The organism is Microcella sp., from assembly GCF_019739195.1.
GTDB lineage: Bacteria > Actinomycetota > Actinomycetes > Actinomycetales > Microbacteriaceae > Microcella.
This window is the reverse complement of record NZ_JAHHDS010000003.1, coordinates 952,559-967,043: the sequence shown is the minus strand read 5'-3', so window position 1 is coordinate 967,043 and position 14,485 is coordinate 952,559. Positions and strand designations below refer to the sequence as shown.

16 protein-coding genes are annotated in these 14,485 nt (G+C 69.6%); 9 read left to right on the top strand and 7 right to left on the bottom strand.

Features of this window, described 5'->3' with window-relative positions; genetic code table 11:
- Positions 1-14 precede the first annotated feature (14 nt).
- Both KL788_RS06465 and KL788_RS06460 read right to left on the bottom strand, forming a co-directional pair.
- The gene (locus KL788_RS06465; protein WP_293169591.1) at positions 15-479 is read right to left on the bottom strand and encodes a hypothetical protein; all 465 of its coding nucleotides are present in this window, start codon (positions 477-479) and stop codon (positions 15-17) included.
- 132 nt (positions 480-611) lie between these two features.
- Complete coding sequence (locus tag KL788_RS06460) at positions 612-935, bottom strand: ribonuclease E inhibitor RraB (protein ID WP_293173216.1); 324 nt, start codon at positions 933-935, stop codon at positions 612-614.
- Positions 936-1,031: 96 nt separating this feature from the next.
- Here KL788_RS06460 and KL788_RS06455 point away from each other — a divergent pair, with 96 nt between their 5' ends.
- The 4 genes from KL788_RS06455 to KL788_RS06440 all read left to right on the top strand — a co-directional run bounded on the left by KL788_RS06455 (position 1,032) and on the right by KL788_RS06440 (position 3,735).
- Positions 1,032-2,087 (top strand): Glu/Leu/Phe/Val dehydrogenase family protein, encoded by a 1,056-nt coding sequence (locus KL788_RS06455; protein WP_293169589.1) that lies wholly within the window; start codon positions 1,032-1,034, stop codon positions 2,085-2,087.
- On the top strand, positions 2,084-2,419 hold the full coding sequence (locus tag KL788_RS06450) for an iron chaperone (RefSeq protein ID WP_293169587.1): 336 nt from the start codon (positions 2,084-2,086) through the stop codon (positions 2,417-2,419). The genes KL788_RS06455 and KL788_RS06450 overlap by 4 nt, the downstream gene beginning before the upstream one ends.
- A gap of 84 nt (positions 2,420-2,503) precedes the next feature.
- Positions 2,504-2,977, top strand: coding sequence for an SRPBCC family protein (locus KL788_RS06445; protein ID WP_293169585.1), 474 nt, complete (start codon positions 2,504-2,506; stop codon positions 2,975-2,977).
- A 62-nt stretch (positions 2,978-3,039) separates the two neighbouring features.
- The gene (locus KL788_RS06440; RefSeq protein ID WP_293169583.1) at positions 3,040-3,735 is read left to right on the top strand and encodes a CDP-alcohol phosphatidyltransferase family protein; all 696 of its coding nucleotides are present in this window, start codon (positions 3,040-3,042) and stop codon (positions 3,733-3,735) included.
- Here the strand turns inward: KL788_RS06440 and KL788_RS06435 are convergent.
- Genes KL788_RS06435 through KL788_RS06425 form a run of 3 tightly spaced genes read right to left on the bottom strand, consistent with a single transcriptional unit; the run spans position 3,683 to position 5,442 of the window.
- Positions 3,683-4,240 carry a GNAT family N-acetyltransferase gene (locus KL788_RS06435; protein ID WP_293169581.1) on the bottom strand — a complete coding sequence of 186 codons (558 nt, stop codon included), beginning with the start codon at positions 4,238-4,240 and terminating at the stop codon, positions 3,683-3,685. The genes KL788_RS06440 and KL788_RS06435 overlap by 53 nt on opposite strands.
- Positions 4,241-4,558, bottom strand: coding sequence for a hypothetical protein (locus tag KL788_RS06430; RefSeq protein ID WP_293169579.1), 318 nt, complete (start codon positions 4,556-4,558; stop codon positions 4,241-4,243). It abuts the gene before it with no gap.
- A 32-nt stretch (positions 4,559-4,590) separates the two neighbouring features.
- Positions 4,591-5,442, bottom strand: a complete 852-nt coding sequence (locus KL788_RS06425) for a DMT family transporter (protein WP_293169577.1) — start codon at positions 5,440-5,442, stop codon at positions 4,591-4,593.
- Between the two features lie 90 nt (positions 5,443-5,532).
- Here KL788_RS06425 and KL788_RS06420 point away from each other — a divergent pair, with 90 nt between their 5' ends.
- The 3 genes from KL788_RS06420 (at position 5,533) to KL788_RS06410 (ending at position 8,539) form a co-directional block, all read left to right on the top strand.
- Positions 5,533-6,375 (top strand): putative RNA methyltransferase, encoded by an 843-nt coding sequence (locus KL788_RS06420; protein WP_293169575.1) that lies wholly within the window; start codon positions 5,533-5,535, stop codon positions 6,373-6,375.
- Positions 6,376-6,495: 120 nt separating this feature from the next.
- Entirely contained in the window at positions 6,496-7,878 is a 1,383-nt protein-coding gene (locus KL788_RS06415) for a sensor histidine kinase (RefSeq protein WP_293169573.1), read from the top strand.
- Positions 7,879-7,888: 10 nt separating this feature from the next.
- The gene (locus KL788_RS06410) at positions 7,889-8,539 is read left to right on the top strand and encodes a response regulator transcription factor (protein WP_293169571.1); all 651 of its coding nucleotides are present in this window, start codon (positions 7,889-7,891) and stop codon (positions 8,537-8,539) included.
- On the opposite strand, the gene KL788_RS06405 is transcribed toward KL788_RS06410, so the two are convergent.
- Positions 8,533-9,777, bottom strand: coding sequence for a hypothetical protein (locus KL788_RS06405; protein ID WP_293169569.1), 1,245 nt, complete (start codon positions 9,775-9,777; stop codon positions 8,533-8,535). The genes KL788_RS06410 and KL788_RS06405 overlap by 7 nt on opposite strands.
- 172 nt (positions 9,778-9,949) lie before the next feature.
- On the opposite strand from KL788_RS06405, the gene KL788_RS06400 reads away from it, so the two are divergent.
- Complete coding sequence (locus KL788_RS06400) at positions 9,950-13,684, top strand: AAA family ATPase (RefSeq protein ID WP_293169567.1); 3,735 nt, start codon at positions 9,950-9,952, stop codon at positions 13,682-13,684.
- Positions 13,685-13,858: 174 nt separating this feature from the next.
- Positions 13,859-14,029: a hypothetical protein gene (locus tag KL788_RS06395; protein ID WP_293169565.1), complete on the top strand. Its 171-nt coding sequence runs from the start codon at positions 13,859-13,861 to the stop codon at positions 14,027-14,029.
- Between the two features lie 15 nt (positions 14,030-14,044).
- Here the strand turns inward: KL788_RS06395 and mscL are convergent, their stop codons facing one another.
- A complete protein-coding gene (gene mscL, locus KL788_RS06390) occupies positions 14,045-14,479 on the bottom strand; it encodes a large conductance mechanosensitive channel protein MscL (RefSeq protein ID WP_293169563.1) in 435 nt (144 codons plus the stop codon).
- Between the last annotated feature and the right edge of the window lie 6 nt (positions 14,480-14,485).

The following is a 14,485-nucleotide window of genomic DNA, read 5'->3' as shown; positions in this document are numbered from 1 at the left end:
CGTCCTCTCAGTAGCTATGGCAAGAACCGCACGTCGCTCTCGCAGAAGACCGTGGCCGCAGCCTCGGTCGCGGTGCATGCGCCGTCGATGAGCTGGCGGTCTCCGAGCGGTTCCGGCAACTCGATGAGGTGTTCGACCTGATCATTGCCAGGGCAGTTCGCTACCCCGGTCTGCACAGGGCTCACGGTGAAGGTGATGACGATCTCAGCCGCTGTCACTGCTACGCCAAGGGTGTTGACGTCGCCGGTCACCCCGCTGTTGCAGCCCAGTCGGGTCACCAAGGCCGTGACAGTGGTCGAGTCTGCGTCGATGCGCTGCCCCGGCGCCAGTTCCCACAGGGCAGTGGCCCCTTCGACCGCAGTAGTGGTGGTCGGCACAACGTCGCGAGGTGCGGACTCATCGACGGGGGCGATGAACCCGCATCCCGCCAGCGCGACGAGGCTCGTGCCCAGCATCGGGAGGGGCAGAAGTCGAGTCACGGAGTCTCCAGACCTTCGGCGAAGCTCGCCACACGGTTCAGTGTTCGCCATGAGCATCCAGCCGCTGACAGGCTTCCACAACTTCGGAGTGGTTCCCCTTCCGAAGTTGTGGAAGGAGCCGAGGCCTGAAGGTCAGCTCTGCACGACCGGGGCACCCCAGCCGTCGTAGTCGCCGCGGTGCGCCGTCACGACGCCGAAGACCTCTTCGACCATGCGGTCGGCCGTCTCGACGTCGACCGTCGCCATCTTCGTCACACGCAGCGTGCCGCGGAAGATCATGCGCCGGGTGACCGTCGCCGCGTAACCGAGCTTCTCGAGGGCGGCACCGGCTGCGTGAGCATCCTTAATTGCCGAAAAATTCGCGAAGTGCTCGACCTCGCGAGGGGCGTCGACGTCGTCGCGCATCTTGATGCGTTGCGAGTACTGCTCGACGTTGCAGGTCAGGTGCGTCTGCATATCAGCCACTCGCGCGATGGTAGACCAGTATGGAGCCATCCGCATATCCCGCGGCCCGCATGCACCGCCACAAGCAGTGCCTCTTGGAGGATCCTCATGTCAAACCCCGCCCCGCTGCCCGACTTCACGCACGAGCGCGCCACGACCGTCACGGGCGGTCGCTCAGGTCTGCGCATCACTGCCGCCCTGCACTCGAGCGCCCTCGGCCCAGCCCTCGGCGGCTGCCGGCTCTGGACCTACGACCACTGGGCCGACGGCGTCGCCGACGCCCTGCGGCTTGCGCAGGCCATGACGATGAAGAACGCGCTCGCCGACATCGGCGCGGGCGGCGGCAAGGCGGTCATCGCGTTGAGCCCGGGCGACGTTCTCGACGAAGGCCGGCGACGGGATGCTCTTCTCGACCTTGGAGACCTCGTCGAGTCGTTCGACGGTGCGTACATCACAACCGAAGATGTGGGCGTGACCGAGCACGACATGGCCGTCGTGCGCGAGCAGACTCGGCATGTCGTCGGCCTGCCCGCGGCGGATGGCGGCGCCGGTGAGCCGGCGGCCGGCACCGCCCTCGGCGTCTTCGTCTCGATCGAGCAGGTGCTGCTCTCGCTCTTCGGCTCGGCTGACATCACCGGGCGCTCATTCGTGATCGCGGGGCTCGGGCAGGTGGGCTCGCGGCTCGCGCGCCGACTTGCCGACGCGGGCGCGGTGCTCACCGTGACTGACATCAACCCGAGCGCGCTCGCGATCGCCGATCAGCTCGGCGCGACCTGGATCGAGGCCGCCGACGCGGTGACCGCACCCGCCGACGTGTTCGTGCCGGCGGGTCTCGGCGGAATCCTCACCGCACCCGTCATCGAGCAACTTCCTGTGCGCGCTGTCTGCGGGCCGGCCAACAACCCGCTTGCCGAGCGCAGTGGGGCCGACGCGCTCGCCGCGAGGGGCATCCTCTACGCCCCCGACTACGTCGTCAACGCCGGGGGAGTCATCCATCTCGCGTTGACGGGCCGCGGCGACAGCCCGGCAGACGTCGAGCAGCGCATCCGCGCCATCGGCGGCACGCTCAGCGACGTGCTCGGCCTCGCCGCTCTCGAAGGCATCACGCCGCTCGACGCCGCCGACCGCATCGCTCACGCCCGCGTCGCCGCCGCTCGCGCATGAGCGAGATCGACGACTACATCGCCGCGGCGCCCGAGGTTGTTCGTGAGCGGCTTGTAGCCGTGCGGGAGACTCTGCTGCGGTGCGTTGAGGGAGGCACCGAGGCGTTCCGGTACGGGATGCCCTCCGTAATGATCGACGCACGCCATGGCCTGCACTACGCGACGTGGAAGAAGCACCTCGCGCTCTACCCGATCTACCGAGGCGATGAGGCCTTCGAGGCTGTCGTCGGGCCGTTCCGCGCGAAGACCGACTCGGTGCACTTTCCGCACGCGAAGCCGCTGCCGCTCGACGTCATCGAGCTCATCGCCGAGGTCCTCAACGCTCGCCGGTGATCCCCAGGCTGTGAAGTCAACCCCCTGACGGTCGGTCGCGCCTCGCCATAACGTGGCCGCACACCGATCGAGAGGGAGACCACTATGGCTACCGTCAGTTCGACCATTGACGTCAATGCACCTATTTCCACGGTCTACAACCAGTGGACGCAGTTCGAGACCTTCCCGCAGTTCATGTCGGGGGTCGAGTCGATCGTGCAGACATCAGACACCGAGACTGCGTGGAAAGTCTCGATCGCCGGTGTCGAGCGAGAGTTCGACGCCGAGATTGTCGAGCAGCATCCCGACGAGCGCATCGCGTGGAAGTCGACCGTCGGTGAGGAGCACTCGGGCGTCGTGACGTTCCACCGGCTCAGCGACGACCTGACCCGCGTCGCCTTGCAGTTGACCTGGGAGCCCACCGGATTCGTCGAGAAAGCTGGCGCCCTGCTGCAGGTCGACGACATTCAGATCGATCGCGACCTCAAGAAGTTCAAAGAGCTCGTGGAGTCGAATGGATTCGAGACCGGGGCCTGGCGCGGCGACGTCGACCGCGCCCCTGACGCCACCGGACGCTGACCGTCTTGCCCCACCATCGCCTCGTCTGCCCCGAATAAGGTTGCAGACGAGAGGGGTGGGGCATGGCTCGACGCGGTGTGCTCGACGGCGTCGACTCACGTGCCGCTACCGACGAACTGCTCGGGGGTCTGCGGCGAGGCGGTTTCGGGGGCCGCGCGCTCGGGGCGTTCGTTGCCGACGCGACGTTGCGCAGCATCCGCGAGGCCCGCAAGCGGCCTATCGCGCTCGCCGAAGCGACGGCAGTGCACGTCGGCATGGCGGCGCTCGCGCATCCGCACGGCCGGGTCTGGATCGCCACGAGCTGGCTCATGACCGTGACACATCTTGGGATGCTCGAGCATCGCACCTCGATGGGCCTGCCCAATCTGCTCACGATCGCGCGGGCGAATCTGCCGGCAGCCGAGGCGCGACTCGGGTCGGTCCAGATCGTGGCGCTGGCCCTTGTCACCGATTTCGTCGACGGCAAGCTCGCACGTCGCACGGGCACGGTCACCCGGTTCGGTACCCAGGGCGACTACCTCGCGGATGCCGCGCTCTGGACCTGGTTCACGGTGAAGCACGAGCCCAGCCGGGGGTGGCAACTCGCGACCCTCGCCGCGTGGGCGATCCCGGTCGCTGGGCTGACCATCGCGAGCTTCGCGAAAGGAGGCATGGTCGACGTGCCGCGCTCACGCTGGCTGCGCCCGGCCGCCGCGATCGAAGTGCTCATCGGGGCGCGAGTGCTCGCACGAATCGTCGGCAGACGACGACCCGGCTGAATCGCTCGCGCAGCTCGGCCTCTCTCGCCAGCGGTGCGTGCATGAAGGCCGTGACCGGCGTCGAAAGTCCGTCGGGAGTCGTGAACCCGTCGTCCGGCTCGTTCCAGTGCTTGTAGACGTGCAGATAGTGCGCTTCGTCCCGCATGCCTTGCGACTGATACCAGCGGATGGCAGGTTCGTCATCGCGGGTCCAGGCGTCGAGCGTCGTCACGGTGCTCGGTAACTCAGCGATCGCCTTCTGCACCAGTGCCGTGGCGATGCCGCGCCGCGAATGGTCCGGATGAACGGCTATCGAGTCGATCGTGGCCAAAGACTCGTCGATCTCGACGTCGATGAGCCCGACGACGATGCCGTGATCGACCGCGACGAGTTCGACGCTTAGGCCGTCGAACGTCGTCTTTGATGTCTTCACATCGTCGTAGTAGGCCGTCTCGAAGAACGACAGGAGTCGGCATCGAAGCCAACTGGTTTCGTCTGACGCCTCGTAGCGTCGAATTGTCACCATCTAGATCAGGGGCTTCGGGCGCCGCGCGAGCTGCACGGCCAGCACGAGGCACAGCACGGTCGTCGCGGCGATGAACACGATGCCGGCAGTACCGATGCCCGATTGTGCGATGTGGATGAGATTCAACGCAAGGCTCCAGAGTCCTGCCGCGATGGCAACCCACGCCCGCCGCACGCGCGGGATCGCGAGAATGCCGAGCGCGCTGACGATCACGATCATGTTGCCTGCAATTCGCAAGGGCTCGACCTGATCCGTGACCACGTGCAGCACGACGTCGATCACATTCAGCAGAAGAAGAATGCCGGTCACGATAAACATGGCGCCACGCTAGCGCGCGAGCTAGAGACCGCCTACAACGACGCGAGCACGAGGGCGCCTGACGCGACGATGAGGCCCGTGATTTGCCAGCGCGTCATGAGTTCGCGCAAGAAGACGCGACCGATGATGGCGGTGAAGATCGGCGCGGCCGGGGCGAGAATCGCGAGCAGCACGAGGTCGCCCGCCTGCAGCGCGAGCACGAGGAAGAGGTTGCCGAGAATGTCGGCGGCACCGGCGGCGACCGGAATGAGCACGTGCCGACCTCTGAAGTGCATGGCGACAGAGCGGCCGCCCTCTCGGGAGAGCATCCGTGCCAACAGCAGCATCGCCACGATCGTGATGCTGATGCGGGCGGCGAACACGGGCCAGAAGCCGTCGGCCTCGGGCGCGAAGTTGATCGAGACCACGAAGACCGAAAACAGCAGGGCCGCGATGAACGCGAGCAGCGGGCCGCGCAGGCTCGGGCGCTTGCCATCGACGGGCGGACGATACGTGACCAGCAGAATCGCGAGCACACAGAGAACGAGGCCGACCGCGCGCAGCGGGGTCATGGCATCGCCCGAGAGTAACCCGACGATCGTGAGCACAGCCGTGGTGACGACGGCGATGATCGCGCCCGCGATGCCGACCGGTCCGATCGCGTAGGCGCGGTAGGCGAGCGGCAGGCCGACGCCGGCGGACGCGCCCGCCAAAAGCCCGAGGCCGATGCCGGTCGCGCTCGGGGTGCCGGGCATGACGACCGCGATCACGAGCGAGACGACGATCGTCGTGAAGCCCGCGATGGTCACGACGATCGGAACCGGCAGTCGACGCGCGGCAACCCCGCCCAGCACGTTGCTCGCCGAAACGAACACCGCATTGATGAGCACGAGAATGACAGCCATGACCGAACTTTCGACGAGAAGGGTGGCCGCCGAACGAGATCGGGAGACGCCGTGCTCAGCCTAGTCAGCGCGCCCTGTACGGTTGCGCGAGTGAGCACCCTCGACGCGACCTTCGACATTCTGCAGTGCCCGAGCTGCGGCGAGCCCTTGTCGCCGGCCGACGACGGGGCCACGTGCTCCAACCGCCACCACTTCGATCGCGCGCGCCAGGGCTACCTCAGCCTGCGTGCCGCGCACAAGGGCAAGGGTGCGCCCGCGAGCGGAGACACCCCCGAGATGCTCGAGGCCCGCGAGCGCTTTCAGGCCGAAGGCTTTCACGATGAGATCGCGGCAGCAGTGCTCGCGGCCGTGCCGGCGGACGCGCGCGGCTGGCTTGCCGACCTCGGTGGCGGCACCGGCTGGTACGCCGCCCAGATTCTGGATGCTCGCCCCGACCTGCACGCGATCGTGCTCGACGCCTCGGCGCCGGCCGTGCGCATCGCCGCTCGCGCCCACGACCGCCTGGCCGCGGTGAGCGCCGACGTCTGGAGCGGCATCCCGCTGCGCGACGGCCACGTCGATGTCGCCCTGCGCATCTTCGCCCCGGGCAGCGCTGACGAAGTGCGTCGCATCCTCGCGCCCGGCGGCACCGCGATCTTCGTTGTGCCGCACGGCGACCACCAGCGCGAGCTCGGGCACGGCCTGAAACTCATGAAAGTGCCGGCGGGCAAGGCAGAAGAGGTTGCGGCGAGCATCCCAGACGCAACGCTCGTGAGCTCGGTCGAGGTGCGACAGCGCGTGCAGCTGACGGTCGAGCAGGCCCTCGATGCCGTGTTCATGGGGCCCAACGCGTTCCACCAGGATCGCGCGAAGGTCGCCGCTGTGCTCGAGGGCTGGAAGGCCCCGATCAGCGTGACCCTCGCCGTGACCGTGGTGGCACTGCGGGTCGACTAACGGGGGTTAGCCCCACCGTGGTTCGTGGGTGGGCCGGATGCCGCGCGCGACCGTCGATGGCGAGGCTGGAGTAACCCCGGCGCGCCGTGCGCCGTGGCAGTCTGACCTCAGGAGAACACCATGACGACCACCCCCTCGACCGCCGCGACTCCCGTCGCCGACAGTTGGAGCTACGGCTCCCTCTGGCGCCGAGTGCCTCGCGCGCTCGGCTACCTGATTCCGACGTTCCTCATCGCGATCGCGGTGAGCGCGGCGCTCACGTCGCTGCTCTCGGGTGCGGTCAGCCTTCTCGTCTTCATCGTCGGCATCTACCTCGTGGCTCTGACGCTGCTACTCGCCCGATACGCCGGCCAGTTCGAGATTGTGCGACTGCGGCTCTCGGGCGAGTCGCCCATTGCACAGCCGGTGTGGCCGAGCGACCCGACGATGGTGTGGTGGAAGCGCTGGCTGCGCCCGCTCGCCAACGGCCGCTACTGGCTGAGCCTGCTGCACGGGGCCGTCATCGCACCGATCATCGCGACGCTGAGCTTTGTGGTGCTGACGATCTGGTTCTCGTTCATCGCGGTTGCCGTGGCGCTGCCGATCCGGCTCGCTATCGTCGGCCCAGAGTTGTGGGCCATTGACTCGACCGACCCCGACTGGGTGATCGCGAACGGTTGGCTGGAGCGCGTGGCGCCGACCCTGGCTGTGGTCGCGATCGTGCTCGGCGTCATCGCTCTCGTCACCCTGCCCTACGTGCTGCGCGGCATGACCTGGCTGCACGCGGCGATCGCCCGCCCGTTCCTGGGGCGCTTCACGAACGAGCAGCTCGAGCAACAGGTGTCGAACCTGTTTACCTCGCGCCAGGCGGCGGTCGCCGCCGAGGGCTCGGCCCTGAGCCGCATCGAGCGCGACATTCACGATGGCCCGCAGCAGCGACTGATCCGCCTGCAGATGGACCTCGCCGCGGCCGAGCGCCGCCTCGCCGACGGCACCGCCGACCCGGCGGAGGCGACATCGCTGATTCAGGATGCTCGCCGTCAGGCGCAAGACGCACTCGACGAGCTGCGCAACCTGTCGCGGGGCTTCGCGCCGCCGCTGCTGCTCGACCGCGGACTCTTCGCGGCCCTCGAGTCGCTCGCGACCCGCTCGAGCATCCCCGTGACGCTCGAGACCGAGCTCGGCGCGACGGCGAACCTGCCCGACGAGGTGGCGCGTAACGCCTACTTCGTGGCGAGCGAGCTCATCGCCAACGCGGCGAAGCACTCGCAAGCCGGTGGCATCACGCTGAGTGTCACGACCGCCGACGGCGCGCTCGTCGTCGCCGTGACAGACGACGGCGTGGGCGGAGCGGTCGAGAAGGCCGGGCACGGCCTCGTCGGGCTGCGCGACCGTGCGGCCGGCATGGGCGGCGACTTCACGCTCTCGAGCCCCGAGGGCGGCCCGACCTCGGTCACGGTGACGCTGCCGCTCGCGGGCGTGGGCGCAGCATCCACCACCGCCGGCACTGCGCCGGAAGCCTAGGCTGAACGCCATGCCAGCCCTTCGCGTCGCCGTCGCCGATGATTCGGTGCTGCTGCGCGAAGGGCTGGTGCGCGTGCTCGGCGATGCGGGGCTCGAGGTGGTCGGAGCCTTCGGCGACGCCGAGTCGCTGCTCGCCGCGCTGCCGGCTCTCGAGCCCGACGCGGTCGTGCTCGATGTGCGCATGCCGCCGACCTTTCGCGATGAGGGTGTGCGCGCCGCGATCGAGCTGCGCCGGCGGCACCCTGACGTCGCCATTCTTCTGCTCTCGCAGTACGTCGAGGTGGCGTACGCGCAAGAACTGCTCGCGGCAGGCACGGGCGGCATCGGCTACCTGCTGAAAGACCGCGTCATCTCGCTCGACGAGGTGCGGGATGCCCTCGAGCGTGTCGCCGCCGGCGGCACCGTGCTCGACCCCGAGGTCATCACGCAGCTCATGGCCCGGCGCGTTGACCCGCTCGCCGCGTTGACGGCCCGCGAGCGCGAGGTGCTCGAACTCATGGCGCAGGGTCGCACCAATGCGGCCATCGCCGCCGCACTCTTCATCGGAGTCGGCGCCGTCGAGAAGCACATCTCGGCAATCTTCGCCAAGCTCGGGCTCGACGCAGCCGACGGCGACCACCGCCGCGTGCTCGCGGTGCTCGCCTGGCTGCAAGCTCAGTAGCGGGCGAGCACCTCGGCGTCGCGCGCGTGCGTGAGCGCGCGGCGTGCGGCATCGAGCGCGTCGACGGGGTCGGTGTCGATGAGGGCGGCGGATGCTCGCAGCTCGTCTTCTGCCTCCGCCAGCCGCGCGCGCGCACCGGCAGAGCCGCTCGAGCCGAGCGCCTCGCGGGCCACAGCCAGCTGCGCCTCGGTCTGCACCCGCGCGGCGAGGTACGCCTCGCGCGCATGCGCGAGTCGTTGGGCCTGCGTGCGCGACGAGGCGAGCGCCACCTCGACGGCGTCCATCGCCGTGCGCAGGTCGTCGAGCTGCTCGAGCGGGTCGGCCGCCGCGGCTTTCGCCGCCTCGACGGCTCGATCGAGCTCTGCCACGGCCTCGGTGATCGCCGCACCCGAGTCGCCGTCGGGCGCAGTAGCTGCGGCTTCGAGAGCTTCGGTGCGAACGACGCGGGCGTCGTCGCGCAGCTGCTGCAGAGCATCGGCCGCGTCGTCGAGTCGTTCGGCCACGGCGTCGACGGCGTCGAGCGCCTCGTCGGCCGCGAACAGCATGCGCTCGGCTTCGGCGATCGTCTGCATGACGCTGCTCGCAAGAGCCGTGCTGCCCGGTGCCGCCTCCGCTGCCAAGCTCTCGGCACGGTCGAGTGATCGCATGGCGCGCTCGGGGGCGTCGACGGCGGGGCCGAGAGCGCTGCGGGAGTGCTGCTCGAGCAGGGCATCCCGCTGCCGGGTCGTCACGGTGAGGCGGGCACGGGCGTCGGCGACGCGAGTGCGCACCCGCTCGAGTCGGTCGGGCGCCGTTGATTCGAGCGAGCGGCGCTCGCGGAAGCTCGCGGCCTGCTCGCCGAGGGTGCGCTCGATGCGGTCGGCGAGCATCACGATGCGGGCCGCGCGCTCGCGATTGGCAAGGCCCGCGCCCGGCTCGTCGTCGATGAGCCGGTGCAGCCGGAAGATCTCGTCGCGGTCGGTGCGCGCCTGCCGCACGGCGTCGCGGTACTCGGCCGCGGCCTTCTCGCCGAACTGGGCGATCGCGAACTCGACGTCGCTCTCGCCCTCGCCGATGCGGTCGTCAGCGCGCACAAGCGCTGAGCCCGCGCGGCGCCGCACGTCGCCCGAAACCTGCGCGGGCCGCGAGCGGCGGCGCGAGACGATGACGATGCCGCCGACGAGCACGGCGGCCACGACGACCAGCAGCGTGACCCCGCCGGTGACCAGAGCCGAGACCAACCCGCCCACGAGTTCCACGACCCGATTCTAGGTGCGCCGCCCTGTTCCTAACTCAGGCTGTAACGACAGAAGTGACGGTCTATGCCGACACTCGGGTGGCTACAGCCTGAGTTACGAACGGAGCGGGCAGATCTACGGCAGACCGCCCGGAATGCCCGGAATTCCGGCAGACCAGCCGTAGGGTGGCCGCGTGTGGCGTGCCGACCGATACGACGATCATGAGATCGACGCCGACGACGTCAGCGGGGCGAACCCCCTGCAGCCCTCGTCGGTGCGGTTCGACGACCCTCGGGTCGTGCCCATGAACGTCGCCTCTCCCATCTGGGATCGCTGGCGCACCGAGCTCGCCACGGTCGGCGGCTCGAGCACCCTGCTGCACTTCACGGACGACCCACGCGGCCGCATCGAGCTCGGCACGAGCCACCCCGGCGGTCTCGCGCGCTTCATCGCCGGCAGTCCTACCCTGCTCAGCAATCTGGTGCGCGACGATGTCGCCCTCAAGCAGGCGCGCGTCGCGGCCGAGCGCATCGCCGACGCCGGGGTCGAACTCGCGAGCGCGCGCGGCATCGACGCCGTGCAACTCGGCATTGGCCTCGTCTCATGGCGCGTCGACGGTGTCGATCACTGCGCCCCGCTGCTGCTGCGCCCCCTGCGCCTGCGCCGTCGGGGTCGGGATGTCGAGCTCACGCTCACCGGAACCGTCGCCGTCAATCCGGCGCTGGCCCGCGCGCTCGCCGAGCAGTTCTCGGTGCACCTCGATGAGGCTGCCTTCGTCGCCCTCGCCCACGACGGCGACGCCTTCAAGCCGAACCCGCCGCTTGACCGCCTGCGGGGCCTGACCGCGCACCTGCAGGGCATCACGATCAGCCCGCGGCTCGTCGTCAGCACCTTCGCCGAAGTCGGCCCGCAGCTGGTGGCGGATGCGCACGACCTCGCTCATCCGGTGCTCGATGCCCTCGCGGGCAACACGAGCGCGCGCTGGGCTGTCAGCGAGAGTCAGTCGCCAGTCGAGGCCGTGCCCGCCGACGAGCGCCCGCCCGAGACCGACCTGCTGCTGCTCGACGCCGATGCCGAGCAAGAGCACGTCATCGCGTCCATCGCGGCCGGCAACTCGCTCGTCGTCAAGACGCTGCCCGGCACGGGCGCGACCCAGACCGTGGTTAATGCGCTCGGCGCCCTCGTGGCCCAGAACAAGCGCGTGCTCGTCGTGAGCCCGCGCCGCGCGAGCCTGCGCACGATCGCGCAGCGCTTCGGCGACATCGGGCTGCCCGGCATCGCGGTGACGGCCCGCAGTCTGCGCCGCGACGTGATTCGCGCGATCAGCCGCAACGAGAAGGCGCAGCGGCCGCGCGTCGCCGACGTCAACGAGGCGCTCACTCGCTTGCGCTCGGTGCTCATCGATTACCGCGAAGCGCTCTCGCGCCCCGACGACGAGCTGGGCATCAGCGTCATCGACTGCGTCACCGAGCTCAGCCGACTGGCCCTGCTGCCCACCCCGCCGACGACGCGCGCTCGCCTGAGCCGTGCCGCGGTCGAGCTGCTCGCCGCCGACCGTCGGCAGGCCGCCGAGACCATGGTGCAGGCCGCCGAGCTCGGGCAGTTCAGCTACGGCCCGGGCGATTCGCCCTGGTACGGCGCCTCGTTCCGCACCGGCGATGAAGCCATTGCGGCGCAGCAACTCGCGCGCCGCCTGCATCACGAGAGTGTGCCGCGCCTCGTCGAGCGCGGCCGTGCGCTCATCGGCGCGACTCCGATGCGACCGTTCGAGACGCTCGCCGAGCTCGGTGTCTACCTGCGGCTGCTCGCCGACCTGCGCGACACGCTCGACCGCTTCCAGCCCGCCGTCTTCGACCGCTCGCTGAGCGAGCTCATCGCGGCCACGGCTCCGCGCCGCGAGTCGTCGAGCATGCCCGCCGCCACGCGCCGTCGCCTCAAGGGGCTCGCCAAGGAGTACTTGCGGCCGGGCGTCAGCGTGAGCGACCTGCACGAGGCCCTCACTCGCATTCAGCAGCAGCGCGTGCTCTGGCAGCGCTTCGTGCCGAGCGGCATCACGCCGACCGTGCCCGTCGGCATCGCCGATGTCGCCGTCGCCTTCCAGCAGGTCGAGCTCGATCTCGCGGCTCTGGATGCTCCGCTCGGGCACCACAGCCGTGACCAGCAGCTCGCGCACCGGCCTCTCGCCGAGCTGCACGCGTTGCTCGAGGGTCTCGCGGCCGAGAGCGATGTGCTCGCCAACCTGCAGGAGCGCACGACGCTGCTGAATCGGCTCGAGCAGTTCGACGTCGGCCCGCTGCTGGGCGACCTCGCTGCACGGCACGTCGCACGCGAGCAGGTTGCCGCCGAGCTCGAGCTCGCCTGGTGGCGCTCAGCGCTCGACAGTCTGCTGCAGCACGATCGCGCCCTGCTCGGCGCCGAGCCCGACGTGCTCGAGCGGCTCGAGGCCGACTTCAGGCTCGTCGACGAGGCGCACGCCGCCGGTGCGGCGCAACTGCTCGCGTGGCAGCTCGCCGAGAACTGGTCGATCGGCATCACCGACTGGCCCGACGAGGCCGAAGCGCTTCGCTCCGCGCTCAAGTCGGGGCACCTCAGCTCGGCGACCCTTCAGCGCGACGCGCCGCACCTCAGCCGACCGATCGCGCCGGTGTGGCTCGCCTCGCCCTACGACGTGCACCTCATCAGCGACGACATCGCTTTCGACACCGTGCTGCTGCTCGACGCGGGCGCCGTCACGGTGGCCGAGGTCGCGAACTCGGTGCGCCGCGGCCGTCAGGTCGTCGCGATCGGTGACCCGGTCACGCAGGCTCCTGCGCCCTTCCGCATCGCGGTCGGCGACGCGATCGACGACGGCGACGTGGATGCCCGGCACGCTGGCTCTGCCCTCTTCCAGCTGAGCGAGCTGCTGCCCGCGGTATCCCTCACGCGCTCGTACCGCGCCGGGGGCGAAGACCTCGCCGAGCTCGTGAACCGGAGGTTCTACGCGGGCCGCATCGAGTCGCTGCCCTGGGCCGGATCCTTTCTCGGGCATCCGTCGATCGCGGTCGACTACCTCGATGGCGGCCACGGCATGCCCGATGACGACACGGGAGCGATCGAGAGCGTCGACGTCGAGGTGCGCCGCACGGTCGACCTCGTCATCGAGCACGCCACGGCGCGGCCGCACGAGTCGCTCATGGTCGTCACCGCGAGCGCGAAGCATGCCTCGCGCGTGCACACCGCTGTGCTCGAGGCCGTCACGCACCGCCCTGACTTGCACGATGTACTGCTCGGTGACCGCACCGAGCCCTTCGCGGTGCTGACGATCGAGCAGTCGGTGGCGCAGGCTCGCGACCGCGTAATCTTCTCGATCGGCTTCGGCCGTACGCCGCACGGCCGCGTGCTGAGCGAGTTCGGCTCGCTCGGCCGACCCGGCGGCGACCGCTTGCTCGCCGTCGCCATGACGCGCGCACGGCGGTTCGTGCGCATCGTCAGCTGCATCCGCCCCGGCGACCTCGACGACGACCGGCTCTCGCACGGCGCCCGTGCACTCGCCGACCTGCTCACCGATATCGAGGCGCGCCGCACGGCCGACGAACTGCCCGACGACAGCGACCCGATGCTTATCGACCTCGCCCATCGCCTCGAGGCGCGCGGCATGACCGTTGCTCTCGGGCACCGCGGCAAGCTGCCGCTCGTTGCGAGTCGCGGCGGCTATTGCGTCGCGGTGGAGACGGATGCTGCGCTCAGCCCGCTCTCACTGCGAGAGTCGCTGCGCCTGCGCCCCGACCTCATGCGGCGCCTCGGTTGGCACTACGCACGCGTGCACGTGTTCGAGCTCTTCAGTGACCCCGAGGCCGTGGCCGACCGCGTCTACGCACTCGCGGGTGGCGTGCCTTCGGGCGCAGTGTCGTCGGGAACCCCGACCGAAGAGCTCGCCATCGTTCGCTGACCGGGCGCGAGGGTACGGGTTTCGCGTGGTCGTTCGTGTCGTATCGCCCCGGTGGATGGTGGCGACACGCTCATCTCACGGGGGAAACGCCGCGCTCGGCGGCGTTTCCCGGGCTGGAGCGACAGTAGGAACCGGCTAGCTCGAATGGTGCCACCTACGCCTACTCTTGGAGGCATGACAGAGACGGATGCGGGGCGCGCCCCGGGCGGCAAGCGCCGCGGTGCCCGTCGAGTGACGACGGCCCCGCCCGCCGGATCGGATCCCGCCCCGAGCCCCGAGCCCGAGCGGCACGGCTTCGACGAGAACGACGACCGCCTCCGCGCTGAGAAGCCGCCGCACTACTGAGCGAGAGCTGTGGGGTTACTGCGCGGGCGGTGCCGCGTCGCGCTTCGCGAGCAGGTCGCGAATCTCGGCGAGCAGCTCGAGCTCAGTCGGCGGAACAGCGTCGTCGACCGCGGGCTCACCGGCCTTGCGGCGCTCTTCGGCCTGTCGCTTGAGGTGGTTGATGGGCATGACGAGCGCAAAGTAGACGACCGCGGCCACGATGATGAAGTTGAGTAGCGCGCCGATGACTGCACCGAAGTACAGGATCGACTCGCCGCCTGAGACGGTCGGAATCGCGACGGGGAGCGCCTGAGCGAGCGACTCCGCATTGAACAGCGCCCCGATGAGCGGGTTGATGACGGCCGTCACGATGGCGGTGACGACCGCGGTGAACGCCGCACCGATGACGACCGCGACCGCGAGGTCGATGACGTTGCCGCGAAGAATGAACTCTCTGAAACCCTTGAGCATGCACCG

What these genes read in the sequence shown, in the direction of transcription:
- KL788_RS06440 (WP_293169583.1), top strand. Translation starts at nt 3,040, where the DNA reads ATGGCTCGACGCGGTGTGCTCGACGGCGTCGACTCACGTGCCGCTACC.
- KL788_RS06435 (WP_293169581.1), bottom strand. Translation starts at nt 4,240, where the DNA reads ATGGTGACAATTCGACGCTACGAGGCGTCAGACGAAACCAGTTGGCTT.
- KL788_RS06395 (WP_293169565.1), top strand. Translation starts at nt 13,859, where the DNA reads ATGACAGAGACGGATGCGGGGCGCGCCCCGGGCGGCAAGCGCCGCGGT.
- KL788_RS06460 (WP_293173216.1), bottom strand. Translation starts at nt 935, where the DNA reads ATGCAGACGCACCTGACCTGCAACGTCGAGCAGTACTCGCAACGCATC.
- KL788_RS06450 (WP_293169587.1), top strand. Translation starts at nt 2,084, where the DNA reads ATGAGCGAGATCGACGACTACATCGCCGCGGCGCCCGAGGTTGTTCGT.
- KL788_RS06415 (WP_293169573.1), top strand. Translation starts at nt 6,496, where the DNA reads ATGACGACCACCCCCTCGACCGCCGCGACTCCCGTCGCCGACAGTTGG.
- KL788_RS06430 (WP_293169579.1), bottom strand. Translation starts at nt 4,558, where the DNA reads ATGTTTATCGTGACCGGCATTCTTCTTCTGCTGAATGTGATCGACGTC.
- KL788_RS06455 (WP_293169589.1), top strand. Translation starts at nt 1,032, where the DNA reads ATGTCAAACCCCGCCCCGCTGCCCGACTTCACGCACGAGCGCGCCACG.
- KL788_RS06410 (WP_293169571.1), top strand. Translation starts at nt 7,889, where the DNA reads ATGCCAGCCCTTCGCGTCGCCGTCGCCGATGATTCGGTGCTGCTGCGC.
- KL788_RS06425 (WP_293169577.1), bottom strand. Translation starts at nt 5,442, where the DNA reads ATGGCTGTCATTCTCGTGCTCATCAATGCGGTGTTCGTTTCGGCGAGC.
- KL788_RS06445 (WP_293169585.1), top strand. Translation starts at nt 2,504, where the DNA reads ATGGCTACCGTCAGTTCGACCATTGACGTCAATGCACCTATTTCCACG.
- mscL (WP_293169563.1), bottom strand. Translation starts at nt 14,479, where the DNA reads ATGCTCAAGGGTTTCAGAGAGTTCATTCTTCGCGGCAACGTCATCGAC.